Below are 15873 nucleotides of genomic sequence, written 5' to 3'. Positions count from 1 at the left end.
CGGCCGAACGACGTGTCGACAGGTCGCAGCGCGGCCGGGGCGGGTCGGCCGGACGCCTGTGAAGCAGGCGTCCCACCGGACCATGGGGTGGCTACGAGTCGCCGGAGGGACCCGCGATCGAGGTCCCGGTCCGGACCGGCACGCCGAGATTGGGCGAACCGTCCGAGTTCCAGCTGATCTTCTGTGCCCGCGTGGTGCGGGTGGTGCCGCAGCCCTGGCTGGCGGACGAGTTCGCGTGGTAGACGACCCACGTTTCGGCGTTGTCGGGCGATCTGACGAAGGAGGCGTGACCCGGCCCGTAGACGCCGTTGGCGTCACTGCGCTGGAAGATGGGCGTGGACTTCTTCGTCCACGAGCTGGCCAGCAGCGGGTCGCCACCGGTCCAGGTCAACATGCCGAGCTTGTAGTCGGGCGTGCCGCAGAAACTCGCCGAGTACGTCAGGTACGTCTGCCCACCGTTGTATACGGCGTACGGGCCCTCGTTGACCGGCTGGCCCTGCCGCTCCCACGACAGCGTCGGCGACGAGATCCGCACACCGTTCCGCGAGACCTGGGTCGGCGACGACATCGGGGCGATGAACAAGGACTGCAACCCATCGCTGCCGAACGCGGAGTACGCGAAGTAGTTCCCCCGACCGCTCAGCCGGACCACGCTGCCGTCGATCGCCCACCCGCCGTTGGGCTGCAGGTTGAGGATGCCCCGGTAGGTGTACGGCCCGAGCGGGTCCGTGCCGGAACTCTCCAGCACGCCGGTCCGGCGCTCACCCTGGCCCGGCGACGCCGCCGCGGAGAAGTAGAGGTACCACCGGTTGTTGATGAACTGGATGTCCGGTGCCCACATGGTGCAGCAGCCGGGGCCGGCGCCCAGGGTGAACACCGTCCGCTCCGCCGCGGTCTTCAGGCCGGCCATCGTGGACGACGTGCGCATGACGATTCTCGAGGACCACGTCGTGGCCACGTAGTACCAGTTGCCGTTGTAGTAGGCGATCGAGGGGTCCGCGCTGTTGGGCGTGCCGACGAGGGGGTTGGTGAACGACGGTCCGGGCGCCGCGAGCGCGGGCGGGGCGGGAGTGGTTGCGCCCAGGACCGAGGCGAGCACGACAGCGACGGTGACGGTGAGCAGCCGCCGCGCCGTTGTCAGTCTCTGTTGCACGAACATCGGGATTCCTTCCTTGGGGCCGCGCCGTGGGACGACTGCGCCGCCGGTCGGGGATCGGTCCGGGTAGGGGTGACCCGGCACCGAGCAAGGGGACATCGGTGCCGGATGGACACGTGTCAGCCAACTCCGGTGCTGGTCTGGGTGACTCGGCGGATCGTGCCGTCGGAGTTGTAGTCCAGGTACTCCATCGCCAGCGACCGTTTGTAGTTGCCGCCGCCGGAGCGGGCGTTGCGGTGGTAGGCGATGTACCAACGGCCGTTGTACTGGGCGATCGAGTGGTGGTTGGTGTTGACGTTGACGGCGTCGAGGATGACGCCGCGGTAGGTGAACGGCCCGAGTGGGCTGCTGGCGGTGGCGTAGGCGATCTGGCCGGGCCAGCCGGTGGAGTACGAGAAGTAGTAGGTGCCGTTACGCTTGTGCAGGTAGCCGGCCTCGGCGAAGGCGCTGCCGCCGTTGATGGTCACGTTCTGGATGGCGCCCGACGTCGCGGTCATGTTCGCGTTGAGCCGGACCACCTTCGGGGCACGGGCGCCGCCGAAGTACAGGTATGCCTGGCCGTTGTCGTCGACGAAAGCCGCCGGGTCGATGGGCTCGTTGCCGGTGTTGGCGTCGCGCCCCCGCTCGATCAGCGGGTTGCCGCGCGGATCGCTGAACCCGCCGGTGGGGGACGTGCTCCGGGCGACGCCGATCTTCGTGCGGTCGACCGGGAGGTACAGGTAGTAGTAGCCGTTGCGTTGCACCGCGGACGGTGCCCACGCGTACTGCGTCGCCCAGGAGAATCCCTGTACCGAGAACGGTGCGCCGTGGTCGGTCCAGGACACCAGGTTGCTGGACGAGTACACCCGCCAGGCGTTGGAGTCCCAGTAGGTGCCGCTGTTGCTCTGGTCGTCGGTGGCATAGATGTACATGCGGTTGTTGGCGACGAGCACCGACGGGTCGGCGGCGAACCTGTTCACGATCGGGTTCGCGGCCAGTGCCGGCGCCACCGGCCCGGCGACGAGTGCGACCGTCGCCGCGAGAGTCGTCGTCAGCAGGTACGCGCCGGCGCGCCGACGCGTGATGGGCAGGCGACGCGGGGCCCGGGGTGGTGCGGACGCGGCTGTTCGGACGGATCCGGCACTGGTCCCGCCGTGCGTCGACAGGCCCGAGGCAGTGGGTGATTCACTGCTCATGACATGGCCTCCTCTGGGATGGGGGAGTGGTCACCTGGGGGCGGAACCTCGCGGCGACCCGCCGTCGGAACGTCCGGACAGATGCCCGTACCGCCGACGCCCGAGAGGCCGAGGATCCAGCTCACATCGCAAACCCGCGGTCGGCAGAGACCGCCCCGTATCCAGGTGTGTCGGAGATAGATGTTAACGCTAACATGGATGATGTCAAGACTATCGATGTCTGCGACCTTCCTGCTGGCCATGGCTCGGCGGCGTGCTGACCGGCGCGCGGGTCGCGGCGCTCCCGGAGCGTGCGTCCCTGCGCGTAGTCGTGCCACCCGGTGCGGACACGTCATCTTGGCCGGCCGGGTTCATCTCGGTGTGCTTGCGGTCAAGCACCGCGACGTGTCACTTGGGTTACATCTATAGGCCGACGTACAGCCCGACGCCACAGTCCGATCCGAATCGTTCGTGAACGATCCGAAACGAACAAGTTCGGCGGATCTCGAGGGTTGACAGTCGCTGATGTTATCGCTAACACTCATCCGTAACACGTTGTAGACAGGCGACCAGCACGTGGCGACGCCGACAGGCCCAGCCCCAAGCGGTTGAAGTAGCTCAGGGTGGCCTCTGCGCGTATCCGTCCCATGCCACCTCTCGGTCGAACGTCCCGGAAACGGGGCCGGGGACGGTGAGCGCTCACATTGCTGGTTCGCATCTCGAACAGGCCAGGCAGCGACGACAAACCTGGGCCGACTCGCCGCCTTCAGCGATCCCAGCTGTCGACGAAAACCCTAGGAGGTAGCCCGACATGGCAGCCAGCGCAATCGCCGTATCCAGGCGCGATCGATGGCGGGCCGGTCTGGCCGGTCTGCTTGTGATCGTGGCCGGCGTCCTCGCCGTCCCGGCCGGGCCGGCCAGTGCCGCCAGCACGTACGTGTACACGACGTTCAAGGGCGACGGTGCCGCCGATCAGGAGCTGTGGGTCTACCAGTCGACGGACGGCACGAACTTCAGCGTCCTCGCGGACACCAACTACCGCGGGCCGAGCGGTGTGCTGCGTGACCCGAGCATCATCGCGCACAACGGCCGGTACTACATCGCCTACACGGTCCAGTCGTGGACCACGAACTCGACCCACTTCAATATCGCGACGAGCACCAACCTGACGTCCTGGACACACGTCGCGAGCGTGGCTTCGGGTATTTCCAACACCAGATTCGTCTGGGCGCCGGAGTTCTTCGTCGAGGGTGGCACTGTCCGGATCATCGCCAGCGTCGCGCAGACGACCTGCTCGGCCTGCTTCCGGCCGTACGTCTACACGGCTCAGAACAGTGCGCTGACCGCGTGGAGCGGCCCGGCGCAGATGTGGGGTCTCGGCACGAATCACATCGATACGTTCGTGGTCCGGGACGGTGGCACCTATCACGCGTTCGTCAAGGACGAGACGTCCAAGTACATCGAACACTGGACGACCACTGCGAGCCTGACCAGTGGGTGGGTGCAGCGGGCCGGGCTGTGGACCGCAGGACACGAGGGGCCGTCCGTGATCCGGATGGACGATGGCACGTGGCGGATCTACATCGACCGCTACACCAACGGCGGGATCTGGACCGCGACGAGCCGGGACCTGAACACCTGGTCCGGCATCACCAGAGCGGCCTGTTCCGGGTGCCGGCACGGCACGGTCGCCCGCAGATGACTCGGCGTGACGTGGCATCGCACGCCCCTGATCTGATGCATCTGGTAAGACATGCCTCGACCGTCGCGGTGCTGTCCCTCGCGACCGTCGGGCTGCTGGCGCCGTCCGCCGCGGCGGTGCGGCCCGCGGAGCAGACGGTCTGGGCGACGACGCCGGAAGCTGGGCTGCCCGAGCTGCGGCTGGACGACCCGTCGATCAACTGGCGGGAGATCGTCGTCGACGGCGGCGATGTCGAGCGCCGACCGGACGGCGCGGCGTACAACGTGTTTGGCGGATTCGGTTCGGTTTCGTGCAACAACACGTCCAACCTGCTCCTCGACTACAAGGAGGAAAACCCGGACGCCTACTGGGAGATCATGCGGATGCTCTTCGACCCGGTAGGCGGCGCAGGGCTCACGCACATCAAGGTCGAGCTCGGCTCGGACAGCAACAGCTCGTCCGGTGCCGAGCCGGCGACGAAGCGCAGCGCCGACGAACCGGCGAACGTGCTGCGTGGCGCCGGGTTCCACGTCATCGCCGACGCCCTGACGATCAATCCCGACATCGAGGTGGAGGCCCTGCGCTGGGGCGAGCCCTCGTGGACTGGCAACGACTGGACCAAGCGGTACCAGTGGTACAAGGAGACGATCGACGCCGCCTACGACATGTTCGGCGTCGAGTTCGACTGGATCAGCCCGGCTCAGAACGAGGTCCGGCACGTCGACTACCAGGTGTCCGAGCTCAACTGGACGATCCAGTTCGCCAAGTGGCTCGCGCGTGACGCTGCCGCGCCGGATGCGCGTTACGACTACTCACGGACCAGGATCGTCGCGCTCGACTCCTACCGGGACGGCAACAATGTCGCCGGGCGGATCCTCGCCAATCCGGAAGCACTGGCGAACGTCGACGCCCTCGGCTTCCACTACGACATCGAGGGTGGCCCGAACGTCACCCGGCTGAACAAGGAGTACGGTCTGCCGATCCTGTACTCCGAGGGTGTCGCCCCGATGATCGACCCACAGTACCGCCTCGCCGCCGATCCGGCCCGGGGTGGCGTCGGCGGCACCGTGTCGGCCGCCGACATCGCCGACCGGTTCATCAACGCCTACCGCTGGAGTGGGGCGGAGAGCAACCCGGCGCACATGACGACCTTCCTCTTCCAGCCCGCCGTCAGCGCCATGTACGAAGGCACCCAGTACTCCCCCAAGCACCTCGTCCGCGCCTCCGACCCGTGGTCAGGGTACTGGGAGGGCGATGTCGGGATCGTCACCGTGCGCCACTTCCACCAGTTCGTCGCCGACGGCTGGGAGTACATCGAAGGCGCCACCGGCGGCGACGGCACCAAGGGCGACGGCGGCACCAACGTCGACACCTCCACCCGTACCGTTCTCACGGCGCGTACGCCCGCGAATGCCGGCGGCTCTCCGGAGTGGACGCAGGTACACGCCAACAACACCCGGACGGATCGGTACTTCGAGGTCAAGGTGGCGGGCCTGGGCGAGCGGGGCCGTCCGCTGCACGCCTGGCAGACGCGCGGCCCGGACGCGGGGGAGTCGTACGACGCCAACTACTTCCAGAACATCGGCTACTACGCGCCCGTACGCAGTGAGGTGATCGACGGCGTCGAGTACGACGTGTACCGGGTGCGGGTGCCGGCGTACGCGATCGTCACCCTGTCCACGCTTCCGCATGGCGTCCATGGCAGCACGGTGGAGTACCGGCCCGGCGACTTTGCGCCGCAGGCGCAGGACGAGATCCTCGGCTTGCCGTACCGGGACAACTTCGAGTACGACGACTACCCGGTCACCGTCGTCGGCGGCCGCGAGATGACGTACCTCGAGCGCCGCGGCGGCACCCCGCGGTACACGGCCGACCAGGACGGCGCGTTCGAGGTGGTCGCGACCGACGAGCGCCGTCGCCGCCGCGTGTTGCAGCAGCAGAACCACGCCGACAACCGGGGCTACGTGTGGAACGTGTGGGGCGACGGCCGGCAGAACGTGCCGTCCACGGCCGCACCGTCGACCGTGCTCGGCGACCATCGGTGGGCCGACTACACCGCGACCGTCGACTTCCGGCTCGACCCCGTCGACCGGGATCCGACGCTGGCGAACTTCGCCGGCCTGGGGGTCCGGCAGCTCTACGCCCGCGGCGGCGACCAGGCCACCTACGCCGTCCGCGTCCACGAAGATGGCCGATGGGAGCTGCGCAAGCTCGACGCCGTAGTCGCATCGGGCACCGTGGCCGGGATGGACACCGGAGCGTGGCACACGTTGTCCGTCGCGGCTCGCGAGAACGTCATCACGGCGACGCTCGACGGTGCCCGGCTCGCCTCGTACGCCGACACGTCGGTCAACCCGGTGCTGGCCGGCCGGGTGGCCCTGGTGAGCGGGTACTACAACACCCAGTACGACAATCTCGCGGTTACGCCGATCAAGGGCCGGGCCTGGAAGTCGACGACAATCGACGACTCCGACCCCCGCGTCGCCTACCCTGACGGCTTTTCCTTCGTCCAGGCCGGATTCGCGCACTTCAACCGCACGCAGCACGTGCTGGCTTCCGGCCAGTCGCTGGCGCTCGATTTCACCGGCACCGGGCTGAACCTGTTCGGGGCGACCGGGCCGGCGACGCTGGAGGTGCGTGTCGACGACCGGACGCCCCGCACCGAGCAGGTCGGGACAGTCGGCACGAGGCAGACCTCGTACTGGCTGCGGGGCCTGCCGCAACGCCACCACAACGTCACGGTGCGCGTCGTCAGCGGAACGTTCACGCTCGATGGCATCGATGTCCTGACGGCCCGTTGAGCACGTGCCCAGGTAGTTGACGAGGAGCCGGTCCTCCCAGCGTGCCGGTCTTGGCATCGACGCTTGCCGTGGTCGTCCCGACGAGGAAGTCAAGCACGAAGAAAGTCTTGTCTCAGACTTTCTCGGCTCATACGATCTCGACATGTCACCTCTCGCCAAGCCCGCGGGCTGGACGGAACCTCTGCCCGAGGCTCGTCCGCCCGCGGACATGGCCATCTACCACCTGCCCACCGGCACGTACGAAACCCGGGCGGCCCTCGCCTTCCGCGGCGGATCGTTCCGGGACAAGCGCCACTTCGCCGCGTCCGCGGTCCTGGTGCGGCACCCGGACGGAGATCTGCTGATCGACGCGGGCTTCGGCGCCGACGTCGCGGCGCACGTCGCGATGCTTCCCCGGTTCATGCGCGCTCCCTATCGGGTGGGCCGGACGGCCGGCGAGCAACTCGACGCCGCCGGCTACGACCGCAGCAGACTGCTCGGCGTGCTGCTGACCCACTCGCACTGGGACCACGCGAGCGGCCTCGACAGCCTGTGGGGCACGCGGGTCTGGTTGAACGCGGACGAGCGGCGGTACGCCGCCGAGGACTCCGACGGGAAGGTCTTCCGCCACGTGTCCCCGGGGCACGAGATACACGAGTACGGGTTCGACAGCCGGTCGTACCTCGGGTTCCCGTCGAGCCACGACGCGTACGGCGACGGCTCGGTGGTCGTCGTCCTCGCGGGAGGCCACACGGCTGGCTCGGTGATCGTCTTCGTGACCGTGCCGTCGGGCGAGCGGTACGCCTTCATCGGCGACCTGACCTGGCAGATCGACGGCATCCGTCGGCGGGTCGAACGGCCGAGGCTGCTGAGTAAACTCGCCGACAGCGATCCCGACCAGCTGCGTCAGGACCTGCTCCGCATGATCGCTCTGGACGGCCTGATGCGGATCGTCCCCGCGCATGACCTCAGCTCCTACGACGGCATCCCTCGGCTGACGCCCGAGGCCGCGGCGCGGCTCCGCTGAAGACGTACGGTTCCCGGATGCAGAGCCTGCCATCGTCGGCGCCCGAGGTCGTCGGCCCGGGCCCCTCCATCGAATCCGAGATCACCTGGCTGCTACACCGGGCGGCTCAGCGCCTGCGCGTCGCGACCGGTGAAGTGGCCGAGCAGCACGGACTCGCGCTGCGCGACTACATCGTGCTGAGCGCCCTCGATAAGATGCCCGGCCTCACCCAGGGCGAACTCGGCAAATCCCTCGGGCTGGACAAGACCACTTTGATGAGCCAGCTGGACCGGCTCGAGCGCAGGGGCCTCGTCGTGCGGCACAGCGACCCCAGCGACCGCCGCCTGCGCATCCCCGTGATCACCGAGGACGGCGAGGCCGTGCGCGCGAGAGTGGCCGACGCCTGCGCCGCCGTGGAGGCCTCGGTCCTGAACAGCTTCGGCCAGGACCAGGTCCAGGCCCTGCGCCGGATGCTCTTCACGATCATCGGCGACGCCGAGGACCGGGGATCGTGCCTATGACCCACCAGGAGAAACACCGCAGCCCCTGACGAGGGCCATGCCTCGGTCCGGGCGGTGGCAGTGGTCCGTGATCAGGAGTCAGCCGTCCCGGAACTGGGCCAGATGCAGTCCGGCGACCTCTCTTCGTTCACCGACGGCCGCGGTGTTCGGAAGCCGCGCTCGTGTCGGAACGACGAAGCCCCCGGCCCCGAGCACGAGGCTCGGTGCCGGGGGCGCGTCCCGCCGGGGATCCACGATCAGGTGGAGACGACCGTACGACGTGGAGCCGATCTACAGGCCCCAGCCATACCGAACACGGTCGCGGCCGGAGGCATTGCGGGCGGTCAGGTTGAGATTGGTGCCGCTCCCGCTGAAGGCGAACATCGAGTAGTGGTCGTAGCCGAGGCTTCCGGTGGGCTTGCCGCCGAGGGCGGGCCAGTAGGTGCCGCCCATCTGGTTGTCCCGCATGACCTGTGTGACGGCGCGAATGTGACGTACGAAGTTGTCGGTGCTGTTCGCGTCGCCGTAGTTGAGGCCGGTGGACATCGGTGCGCCGTACTCGGTCACGACCGCGCGGGAGGCGCAGTTCCCGAGGCGGGTCTGAATGTGGCTTCGGAAGGCGTCGTACGTCATCGCGCTGTAGAAGAAGGCGTAGTGGTGGAAGGACAGCAACGTTCCACTGAAGCGGCTGTCGTTGCAGACGTCCCGCAGGTCCTGGCTGTAGCCGGTGCCGCCGATGAGCACCCGGCCGGGCACCGCCGAGTAGTGGTAGCTGAGCCAGTTCGCTGCGACGTTGCGCCAGTCCGCCGAGCTGTAGCCGTGGGGCTCGTTCATCGGCTCGAAGTAGACATTGGTGTTCGAGCCGTAGGTGCTGGTCACGCGGGACCACATCGTGTTCCACGCGGCGAGGTTCGTGATCCTGCCGCCGGAGGCGGCGCCGTCCTCCCAGTAGGCAAGGATGACCTTGAATCCGCGGGCGGTGGCGGCGTCGATGGCGCCCCGGTAGTTGTTCCACCACGTCGTGCCGACGGTGTGGGTGTTGATCGGCAGCCGGACGGTGTTGACCCCCACGGCTGCCATGTCGTCATAGAGGGCATTGGCCTTGGCCCGCACAGTCGCGTTGCTGTCGGACTGGCTCAGGCCCTGGACGACGAGCGGGCCCGTGCTGAAGTTGTCCCCCAGCACGGCCCAGTTCATGCCCCGGAACTGGTTGGTGGCGGCATGAGCGGGTGCCGAGGTGGCGACGACGCCGGCCAGCGTGCTGAGCGCGGTCACCACAAGGGCGGTCAGCAACCGGTGCACCGGCCGAGCGCTCCGCGATGGTCCTGATACCCGACCATCAGACGACATGATCGCCGCGGTGAGAGACCTGTGCGGTCTTCCCTTCATGTTTTTTGCCTCTCCTGAGCCTGGCTCGAGGGCCGCGCCACTGTGTCTGGTGCGCGGCGATCCTCGATCGGGATGCCTGACGGCGGCAAGGATGAACATTCGCCGCCAGGCGACTTAACATGTTCAACCCAATATGGTTAACGGCCCGAAACATGTCCACGAGTCGATCAGAAGTGGGCAAGAACGTTCAGAACCGAACAGACACGAGCTCGACCGTCTCGTTCGACGAGGACAGGTCACTGGCCCTGCCGACCGACTTCTAGCCGTTGTTGCTTCGGCCGACGTAGATGTTGCGGGCGTGGTGATAGGTGTCACCGGTCGGCGCGGTAGGTCTCCCAGGCCAGGGGTGATGCGTCAGCGGCCGCCGGGCTCGCGCCGAGCGTCACGCCGGCGAGGCCGGCTCCGCCGGCGATCAGGAGGTTTCGGCTGCTGATGGTCATGACCTCACTCCGAGGAGTGTCGATGGTCGAGTCTGAGCCACCGACGCGCGAGCTCGGGCAGCAGCCGGGAGCCGCGCTGCCGGTGGGTACCCAGGTGTTCAGGACTGGGTGCGGGTCCACTGTTGGTTGGTGCCGCTTCCGCAGGTGTACTGCTGGATGTCGGCGCCGTCGCCGGTGCCGGAGCCGACGATGTCGAGGCACTTGCCGCTGTGGCGGCCCCGGATCTGGAAGTAGCTGCCGGTGGCGGCCCACTGCCACTGCTGGTTCTGGGCGCTGCCGCAGGAGTACTGGATGACGTTGGCGCCGTCGGCGGTGGAGGCGGAGGCGACGTCGAGGCAGTTGCCGCTGTTGCGGTTGGTGATCCGGTAGTAGGTGGGCGAGCTACCGGTGACGGTGCCCGTGGCGGTGTCGATGGTGATCGAGGGGTACCAGGTCAGGCTCATGCTGGTGCTCGACGGGAAGCTGATCGGCAGCCAGACGTACTGCGAGTCGCCGACCGGTCCGTCCCAGGCACCGGCCCAGCGGTCGCCCATGTAGAGATAGCTCGTGGTGGAGCTGCCCTGGATCGGCAGCACGTACGTCGGCTGCGAGCGGAAGGTCGTCGAATCGCCGACGTTCGTCCATCCGCTCCACGGGCCGGAGATGCTCGCCGCGGTGGCGTACTTTGCCTGGTTCGGGCTCCAGCCGGTCGCTGCCGAGGTCAACATGAAGTAGGTGCTGCCCCGCTTGAACAGCGCGGGCGCCTCACGGTGCGCGTCGTTCCAGAAGTTGCCGACGAGGCTGGCCACGTCGCGATAGTCCGAGGTGAGCCGGTAGATGTGCAGGTCGTAGTTCTCGTCCGCAGCGGAGATCATGTACGCGGTGCCGTTGTCGTTGTAGAGCGTGATGTCCCGGGACATGTGGCCGAGCGGCCGGAAGCTGCCGTGCCAGGTGTAGTTGCCGTCCACGGTGGCAGACGAGGCGACCGCGGCGCGGGCCTCGCTGTAGTTGGACCCGTTCTCCTTGTGCATCCACATCACGTACCGGCCGGTGCTGGCGTTGTAGATGACCTTCGGTCGTTCGATGTTGGCGACCTGGAGCTCGGTGGCCGACGACTGGGTCAGCACGTTGTTGCGGAACTCCCAGTTGCGCAGGTCGGTGGAGCGGTAGACGGAGACCGCCCGGAACGTGTTGTTCGGGTTGCGGTTCTCGCCGAACCAGTAGTAGTAGTTGCCGACCTTCAGGACACCGCCGCCGTGGGCGTGCAGCACGTTGCCGCTGGTGTCGGTGAACTGGGTGCCGTTGGTGATGGTGACCGGGGCCGCATGCGCGGCCGGGGCCGCCACCGTCACGGTGGCCAGGACCCCGGCTGCGGTCACCACCAGCGACAGGCCCAGCGAGAGAAGCCTTCGGTTGGTTCTCACGTCGTCGTCCTTTCGTCAGGCGGAAACCCGTCGCGGCGAACGTTGGACGTCCGCTGCGTCCGGCGTGGCGCATTCGCCATGGTGGGCCACATTTCGAACCGACTCGTCCAGAAGCATTCATATATGAACATCATTGGAATATGCGCGACAGGCCGTCCGTCGGAATCGCTCCGCCGCAGCTCAGAGCCCGGGCCTTCGAGGGCGGGCAGTCAGCGCAACGACGACACCGACATCGACGACCCGCGCACCACCAGTTCGGGGGCGAGCAGGACCCGGTACGTCGGCCGGCGACCCCCGTCGAGCAGCCGGGAGACCATGAGTTCGACGGCGAGGCGCCCGACGTGCCCCTTGGGCGGCCGAACCGCGGTGAGCGGGGGGTCGCCCAGGTGGGCGATCTCGTCGTCGTAGGACACGATGGCCAGGTCGTCAGGGATCGTGACGCCCTGCTCGGTACAGAACTGGGCGATGGCGATCGCCTCGGGGTCGCTGTGGACCACCAGTGCGGTGGTCCCGGCGCGCAGGCATCCGCCCAGCAGCCGGTGCATCGTGTCCCGCTCGCCGGTGGTGCCGAGGGTGACCGCTTCCGGCATGACCAGGGTGTCGCGCATGCCGGGGTCGGCCGCGGCCGTCTGCCAGGCGCGCCGAAGATGCGCCGAGGTGGGGCTGCCGGGAGCGACGACCAGCCCGATACGTCGGTGCCCCTGCTGTCGAAGGTGGTGCACGGCGATCTGGATTCCCAGGTAGTGGTCGCTGCGCACCCATTCGATCTGTCCGCTGGCCGGCGTCCATCCGCGCGGCTGCCGTTCGACAAGGATGGCGGGGAGCGGTAGCTGCCCGATCCAGTCGAGTGTTTCGTGGGCATGGTCGCCGTGCAGGGCCGGGGCCAGAAGCAGGCCCTGCACCTGCCCGGACTCGACGAGGAGGCTGATCTGCCGGCGGTCCTCGTCCGGGTCGTAGCTCGAGCCGCGCAGTTGGAGGTTGACCCCGAGCGCCGCCGCGGCGGCCCGGGCACCGGCCGTGACCGGCGGCCAGTAGAAGTCGAGCGACGGTACGACCATGCCAACGGTGAAGCGGGTCGCCGCCCTACGGGGCTGACCGCTGGCGGTGCCGTGTGCGGGTAACGTCGCGCCGCCGTGCACCCGCGACACGAGGCCACGTTCGGCCAGTGCGGTGATGTCGCGGCGGATGGTCAGTTCGCTCACGCCGAGTTCGCGTGCGAGGTCGCGTACCCGTACGGCCCCATGTCCTCGAAGTTCGGCCAGCAGTCGTTCCTGTCGCTGCGGGCCGAACAGCCGCTGTGTCGTCACGAGTTGCCTCACCTGGGCTGTTGCGCGACACCCGGCGGCGGTCCCGACCGGGCCGGGAGGCCGGATCCGGACCAAGACGCCGGTTCGCTGATGTCACATGACCTTGTCCGTTCATTCCGTCTGCATGGTCGATCGGGCCGGACCGGCTACGCGCATGGTCGTCCCGTGGCGTCGCGGCTACCGCGCCAGCCAGCCTCCGTCCACCGGTAGGACGGTGCCGTGTACGTAGCGGGCGGCGTCGGAGGCGAGGAACACCACGGCGCCCGCGAGATCCTCCGGCCGACCCCACCGGCCGGCCGGGATCCGCTCGCGGATGGCGCGTTCCCGGTCCGGGTCGGCGCGCAGGGGCGCGGTGTTGTCGGTGGCGATGTAGCCGGGGGCGATCGCGTTGACGTTGACGCCGCCGCCGGCCCATTCGTTGGCCAGGGCGCGGGTGAGGCCCACGACGGCGTGTTTGGCGGCGGTGTACGACGGCACCTGGATGCCGCCCTGGTAGGACAGCATCGACGCCACGTTGACGATCTTCCCGTGGCCCTGGCCGAGCATCACCCGGCCAGCCGCCTGGCACAGGTGGAAGACCGCGTCGAGATCGACGCGCAGCACGGCGTCCCAGTCCTGGGGAGAGTGCGTGACGGCGGCGGCCCGGCGGATGATGCCGGCGTTGTTGACCAGGATGTCGAGGCGGCCGAGCCCGGCGACCACGGACTCGACGCTGCCGGCGATCTCGTCCGGCCCGGCCTTGTCGAGGTCGGCGGGTACGACGTACGCGCGCCGGCCCAGCGCCTCGATCCGGGCAACGGTCTCGGCCGGACTGGTGCGGCCCAGCAGCGCGACGTCGGCGCCGGCCTGGGCCAGCGCGGTCGCGAACGCCCTGCCGATGCCGCGGCTGCCGCCGGTGACCAGTGCGACGCGGCCGTCGAGCCGGAAGCTGTCGAGCACCATCGCTACAGGCCCACGCTACGCAGGGTCGGGACGGTCCGACCGACCCAGGCGAGGTCGGCGTCCTCGCGAGCGCCCTGGGTACGCTGGCTGCCGGCGAGCACCCACAGGTAGTAGGTGGTGTACCCGGGCGCGCTGACCACGGTGTGATAGCCCTCGGGCATCATCTGCACACCGTGGTCGCGGGCGGTGAAGTTCTCCTCGTACCCCTCGTCGGTGTAGACGCGGGAGATGCCGAAGCCGCCGGGCCGGTCGACCCGGAAGTAGTACATCTCCTCGTGTGCGGCCTCTGCGGGCAGGTCGTCGACCTTGTGCCGGTGCGGGGGATAGGTGCTCCAGTTGCCGGACGGCGTGTAGGTCTCGCCGACGACGAGCCGGTGGGCCGGCAGGTCCGGCTGGGCGATCTCGGTGAGGATCTGGTGGTAGGTGCGGCCGAAGTTGGCCGCACCCCAGCGACCGCTGGCCACCCGTACCGGGGGGATGTCGTAGGGGTCGGTGGCCAGGTCGCTGGGGGCGCTGGGCAGCGCGATCGCCACGGCGGTGAGCGCCTCGACGGTGACGGTGGCCCCGGCCGGGATGTACACCGAGTGCGGCTTGCCGGAGAACACGTCCGCGCGTCCACCGACCTCGGCGAAGCGGTGCCCGGCGACGGTGAAGCTCGCCGTGCCGCCCAGGACGACCGCGAGGATCTCCCGGTCGCCGGACTCCCCTGTCCAGGACTGGCCCGCCGGCAGGTTCAGCAGTGTGAGGTCCAGCAGGCGGCACGGGTTGAAGGGCAGCTTGTTCCGGCCCTCGCGGGCCGGGATGTAGCAGTGGTACCGGTAGTCCATGATCGCCTCTCGAGTGCTGCCGCGGAACGGATGTGGTCGGGCTTACCAGGGGTTGGTCCAGCCGGGGGTGGTCGCTCGGGTGAGGGCTTCCAGATAGAAGTAGTCGCCCCACAGGTTGCCCTCGTCGACGCCGATGCCCTTGGGCTTGTCGTAGACGCCGTGCAGGATCAGCGAGTTCGAGACCGGGTGGCCGGCCGTGGAGTAGTTGTCGATGAGCGAACGCAGGATCAGGGTCGCGGCCTGGCGGTAACGGTCGGCGTGTGCCGGGTCGGTGAGGTGGTCGGCCAGCTCGGCCAGGCCGCAGGCGGCGATGGCCGCGGCCGAGCTGTCCCGCTCCTGGCCGCTGCCGTCGGCGAATTCCAGGTCCCAGTACGGGACGTGGTCGTCGGGCAGGTGGGTCAGGAAGTAGTCGGCGCAGGTCTGTGCCGCCGCGAGCAGCGATGCGTCCCCGGTGTACCGGTAGTTGATGCCGAACCCGTAGATGCCCCAGGCCTGCCCACGGGCCCAGCAGGAGTCGTCCGCGCGGCCCTGCTCGGTCTCGCCGCGCAGCGGGGCACCGGTGGCCGGGTCCCAGTAGAAGGTGTGGAAGGTGGTGCCGTCCGGGCGCAGGATGTGTTCTCTCAGCGAAGCGGTGTGCCGGCGGGCTGCGGCGGTGTAGCGCTCGTCGCCGGTGGCGTGGCTGGCCCAGAACAGCAGCGGCGTGTTCATGAGGCTGTCGATGATGGTGCGGCCCCGCTGGCCGGGGTCTTCGAGGTTTCCCCAGGCCTGGATGATTCCCGCTGGTTCCAGGAAGCGGGTCATCAGGTGGTCGGCGGCGGCCAGGGCCGTCTGCCGGGCGCGGGCGTCGCCGGTGCGTCGGGCCGGGGTGACGCAGGCGAGGGTGTAGAGGAAACCGAGGTCGTGGGTGTCCAGGTCGACGCCGTCGGCGACGCGGGTGGCAAAGCTGTCCACGTGGGACAGGGCGTGCCGCCGGTAGCGTTCGTCGCCGGTCAGGTCGTGTGCGAGCCACAGCATCCCGGGCCAGAAGCTGGTGGTCCAGCCCACGTTCGCGCCACGCATCTGCCCGTCGGTCGGCGGCCTGAGCGGATAGCGGTTGCCGGCGGTGGTGTCCGCGGGATACCGGTCGCCGAAGGTGTCGATGTTCGCCGCGACGGTGCGAAGTGCGGCGGCCACCGCGGCCGCCATCGCCTCGGCGTCGGTGCTGGGACGGACGTCGATCGCCGTCATGGTCGGTGTTCTCCCTCGTGTGTCCAGGCGGGTGCCGGGCAGGTCTGTTCGCTCCGATGCG

Annotated in this window: 13 protein-coding genes; 4 read left to right on the top strand and 9 right to left on the bottom strand. The window is 68.7% G+C overall.

Annotated features, from left to right (window positions below; all coding sequences use genetic code 11):
• Positions 1-91 precede the first annotated feature (91 nt).
• Positions 92-1159: a glycoside hydrolase family 43 protein gene (locus tag ACFP2T_RS19285; protein WP_377423685.1), complete on the bottom strand. Its 1068-nt coding sequence runs from the start codon at positions 1157-1159 to the stop codon at positions 92-94.
• Between the two features lie 116 nt (positions 1160-1275).
• Positions 1276-2331 carry a family 43 glycosylhydrolase gene (locus tag ACFP2T_RS19280; RefSeq protein ID WP_377423683.1) on the bottom strand — a complete coding sequence of 352 codons (1056 nt, stop codon included), beginning with the start codon at positions 2329-2331 and terminating at the stop codon, positions 1276-1278.
• A 790-nt stretch (positions 2332-3121) separates the two neighbouring features.
• On the opposite strand from ACFP2T_RS19280, the gene ACFP2T_RS19275 reads away from it, so the two are divergent.
• The 4 genes from ACFP2T_RS19275 (at position 3122) to ACFP2T_RS19260 (ending at position 8298) form a co-directional block, all read left to right on the top strand.
• Positions 3122-4012, top strand: a complete 891-nt coding sequence (locus tag ACFP2T_RS19275; protein WP_377423682.1) for a family 43 glycosylhydrolase — start codon at positions 3122-3124, stop codon at positions 4010-4012.
• A gap of 35 nt (positions 4013-4047) precedes the next feature.
• On the top strand, positions 4048-6792 hold the full coding sequence (locus ACFP2T_RS19270) for a glycoside hydrolase family 30 protein (RefSeq protein WP_377423680.1): 2745 nt from the start codon (positions 4048-4050) through the stop codon (positions 6790-6792).
• A 142-nt stretch (positions 6793-6934) separates the two neighbouring features.
• Entirely contained in the window at positions 6935-7798 is an 864-nt protein-coding gene (locus tag ACFP2T_RS19265; RefSeq protein ID WP_377423678.1) for an MBL fold metallo-hydrolase, read from the top strand.
• Positions 7799-7815: 17 nt separating this feature from the next.
• A complete protein-coding gene (locus tag ACFP2T_RS19260; RefSeq protein ID WP_377423675.1) occupies positions 7816-8298 on the top strand; it encodes a MarR family winged helix-turn-helix transcriptional regulator in 483 nt (160 codons plus the stop codon).
• 270 nt (positions 8299-8568) lie between these two features.
• Here the strand turns inward: ACFP2T_RS19260 and ACFP2T_RS19255 are convergent, their stop codons facing one another.
• The 7 genes from ACFP2T_RS19255 to ACFP2T_RS19225 form a co-directional block, all read right to left on the bottom strand.
• Positions 8569-9570 (bottom strand): glycoside hydrolase family 5 protein, encoded by a 1002-nt coding sequence (locus ACFP2T_RS19255; protein WP_377423672.1) that lies wholly within the window; start codon positions 9568-9570, stop codon positions 8569-8571.
• 407 nt (positions 9571-9977) lie between these two features.
• Entirely contained in the window at positions 9978-10106 is a 129-nt protein-coding gene (locus ACFP2T_RS19250) for a hypothetical protein (protein WP_377423669.1), read from the bottom strand.
• 98 nt (positions 10107-10204) lie between these two features.
• Positions 10205-11509 (bottom strand): RICIN domain-containing protein, encoded by a 1305-nt coding sequence (locus ACFP2T_RS19245; protein WP_377423666.1) that lies wholly within the window; start codon positions 11507-11509, stop codon positions 10205-10207.
• A 209-nt stretch (positions 11510-11718) separates the two neighbouring features.
• Entirely contained in the window at positions 11719-12816 is a 1098-nt protein-coding gene (locus tag ACFP2T_RS19240; protein ID WP_377423663.1) for a LacI family DNA-binding transcriptional regulator, read from the bottom strand.
• Positions 12817-12993: 177 nt separating this feature from the next.
• Entirely contained in the window at positions 12994-13758 is a 765-nt protein-coding gene (gene kduD / locus ACFP2T_RS19235; protein ID WP_377423660.1) for a 2-dehydro-3-deoxy-D-gluconate 5-dehydrogenase KduD, read from the bottom strand.
• A gap of 2 nt (positions 13759-13760) precedes the next feature.
• Positions 13761-14585, bottom strand: coding sequence for a 5-deoxy-glucuronate isomerase (gene iolB, locus ACFP2T_RS19230; RefSeq protein WP_377423657.1), 825 nt, complete (start codon positions 14583-14585; stop codon positions 13761-13763).
• Positions 14586-14627: 42 nt separating this feature from the next.
• Complete coding sequence (locus ACFP2T_RS19225; RefSeq protein ID WP_377423654.1) at positions 14628-15812, bottom strand: glycoside hydrolase family 88 protein; 1185 nt, start codon at positions 15810-15812, stop codon at positions 14628-14630.
• Positions 15813-15873 lie beyond the last annotated feature (61 nt).

Source organism: Plantactinospora solaniradicis (genome assembly GCF_042658085.1).
GTDB lineage: Bacteria > Actinomycetota > Actinomycetes > Mycobacteriales > Micromonosporaceae > Plantactinospora > Plantactinospora solaniradicis.
This window is presented reverse-complemented; position numbering and strand designations above follow the sequence as displayed.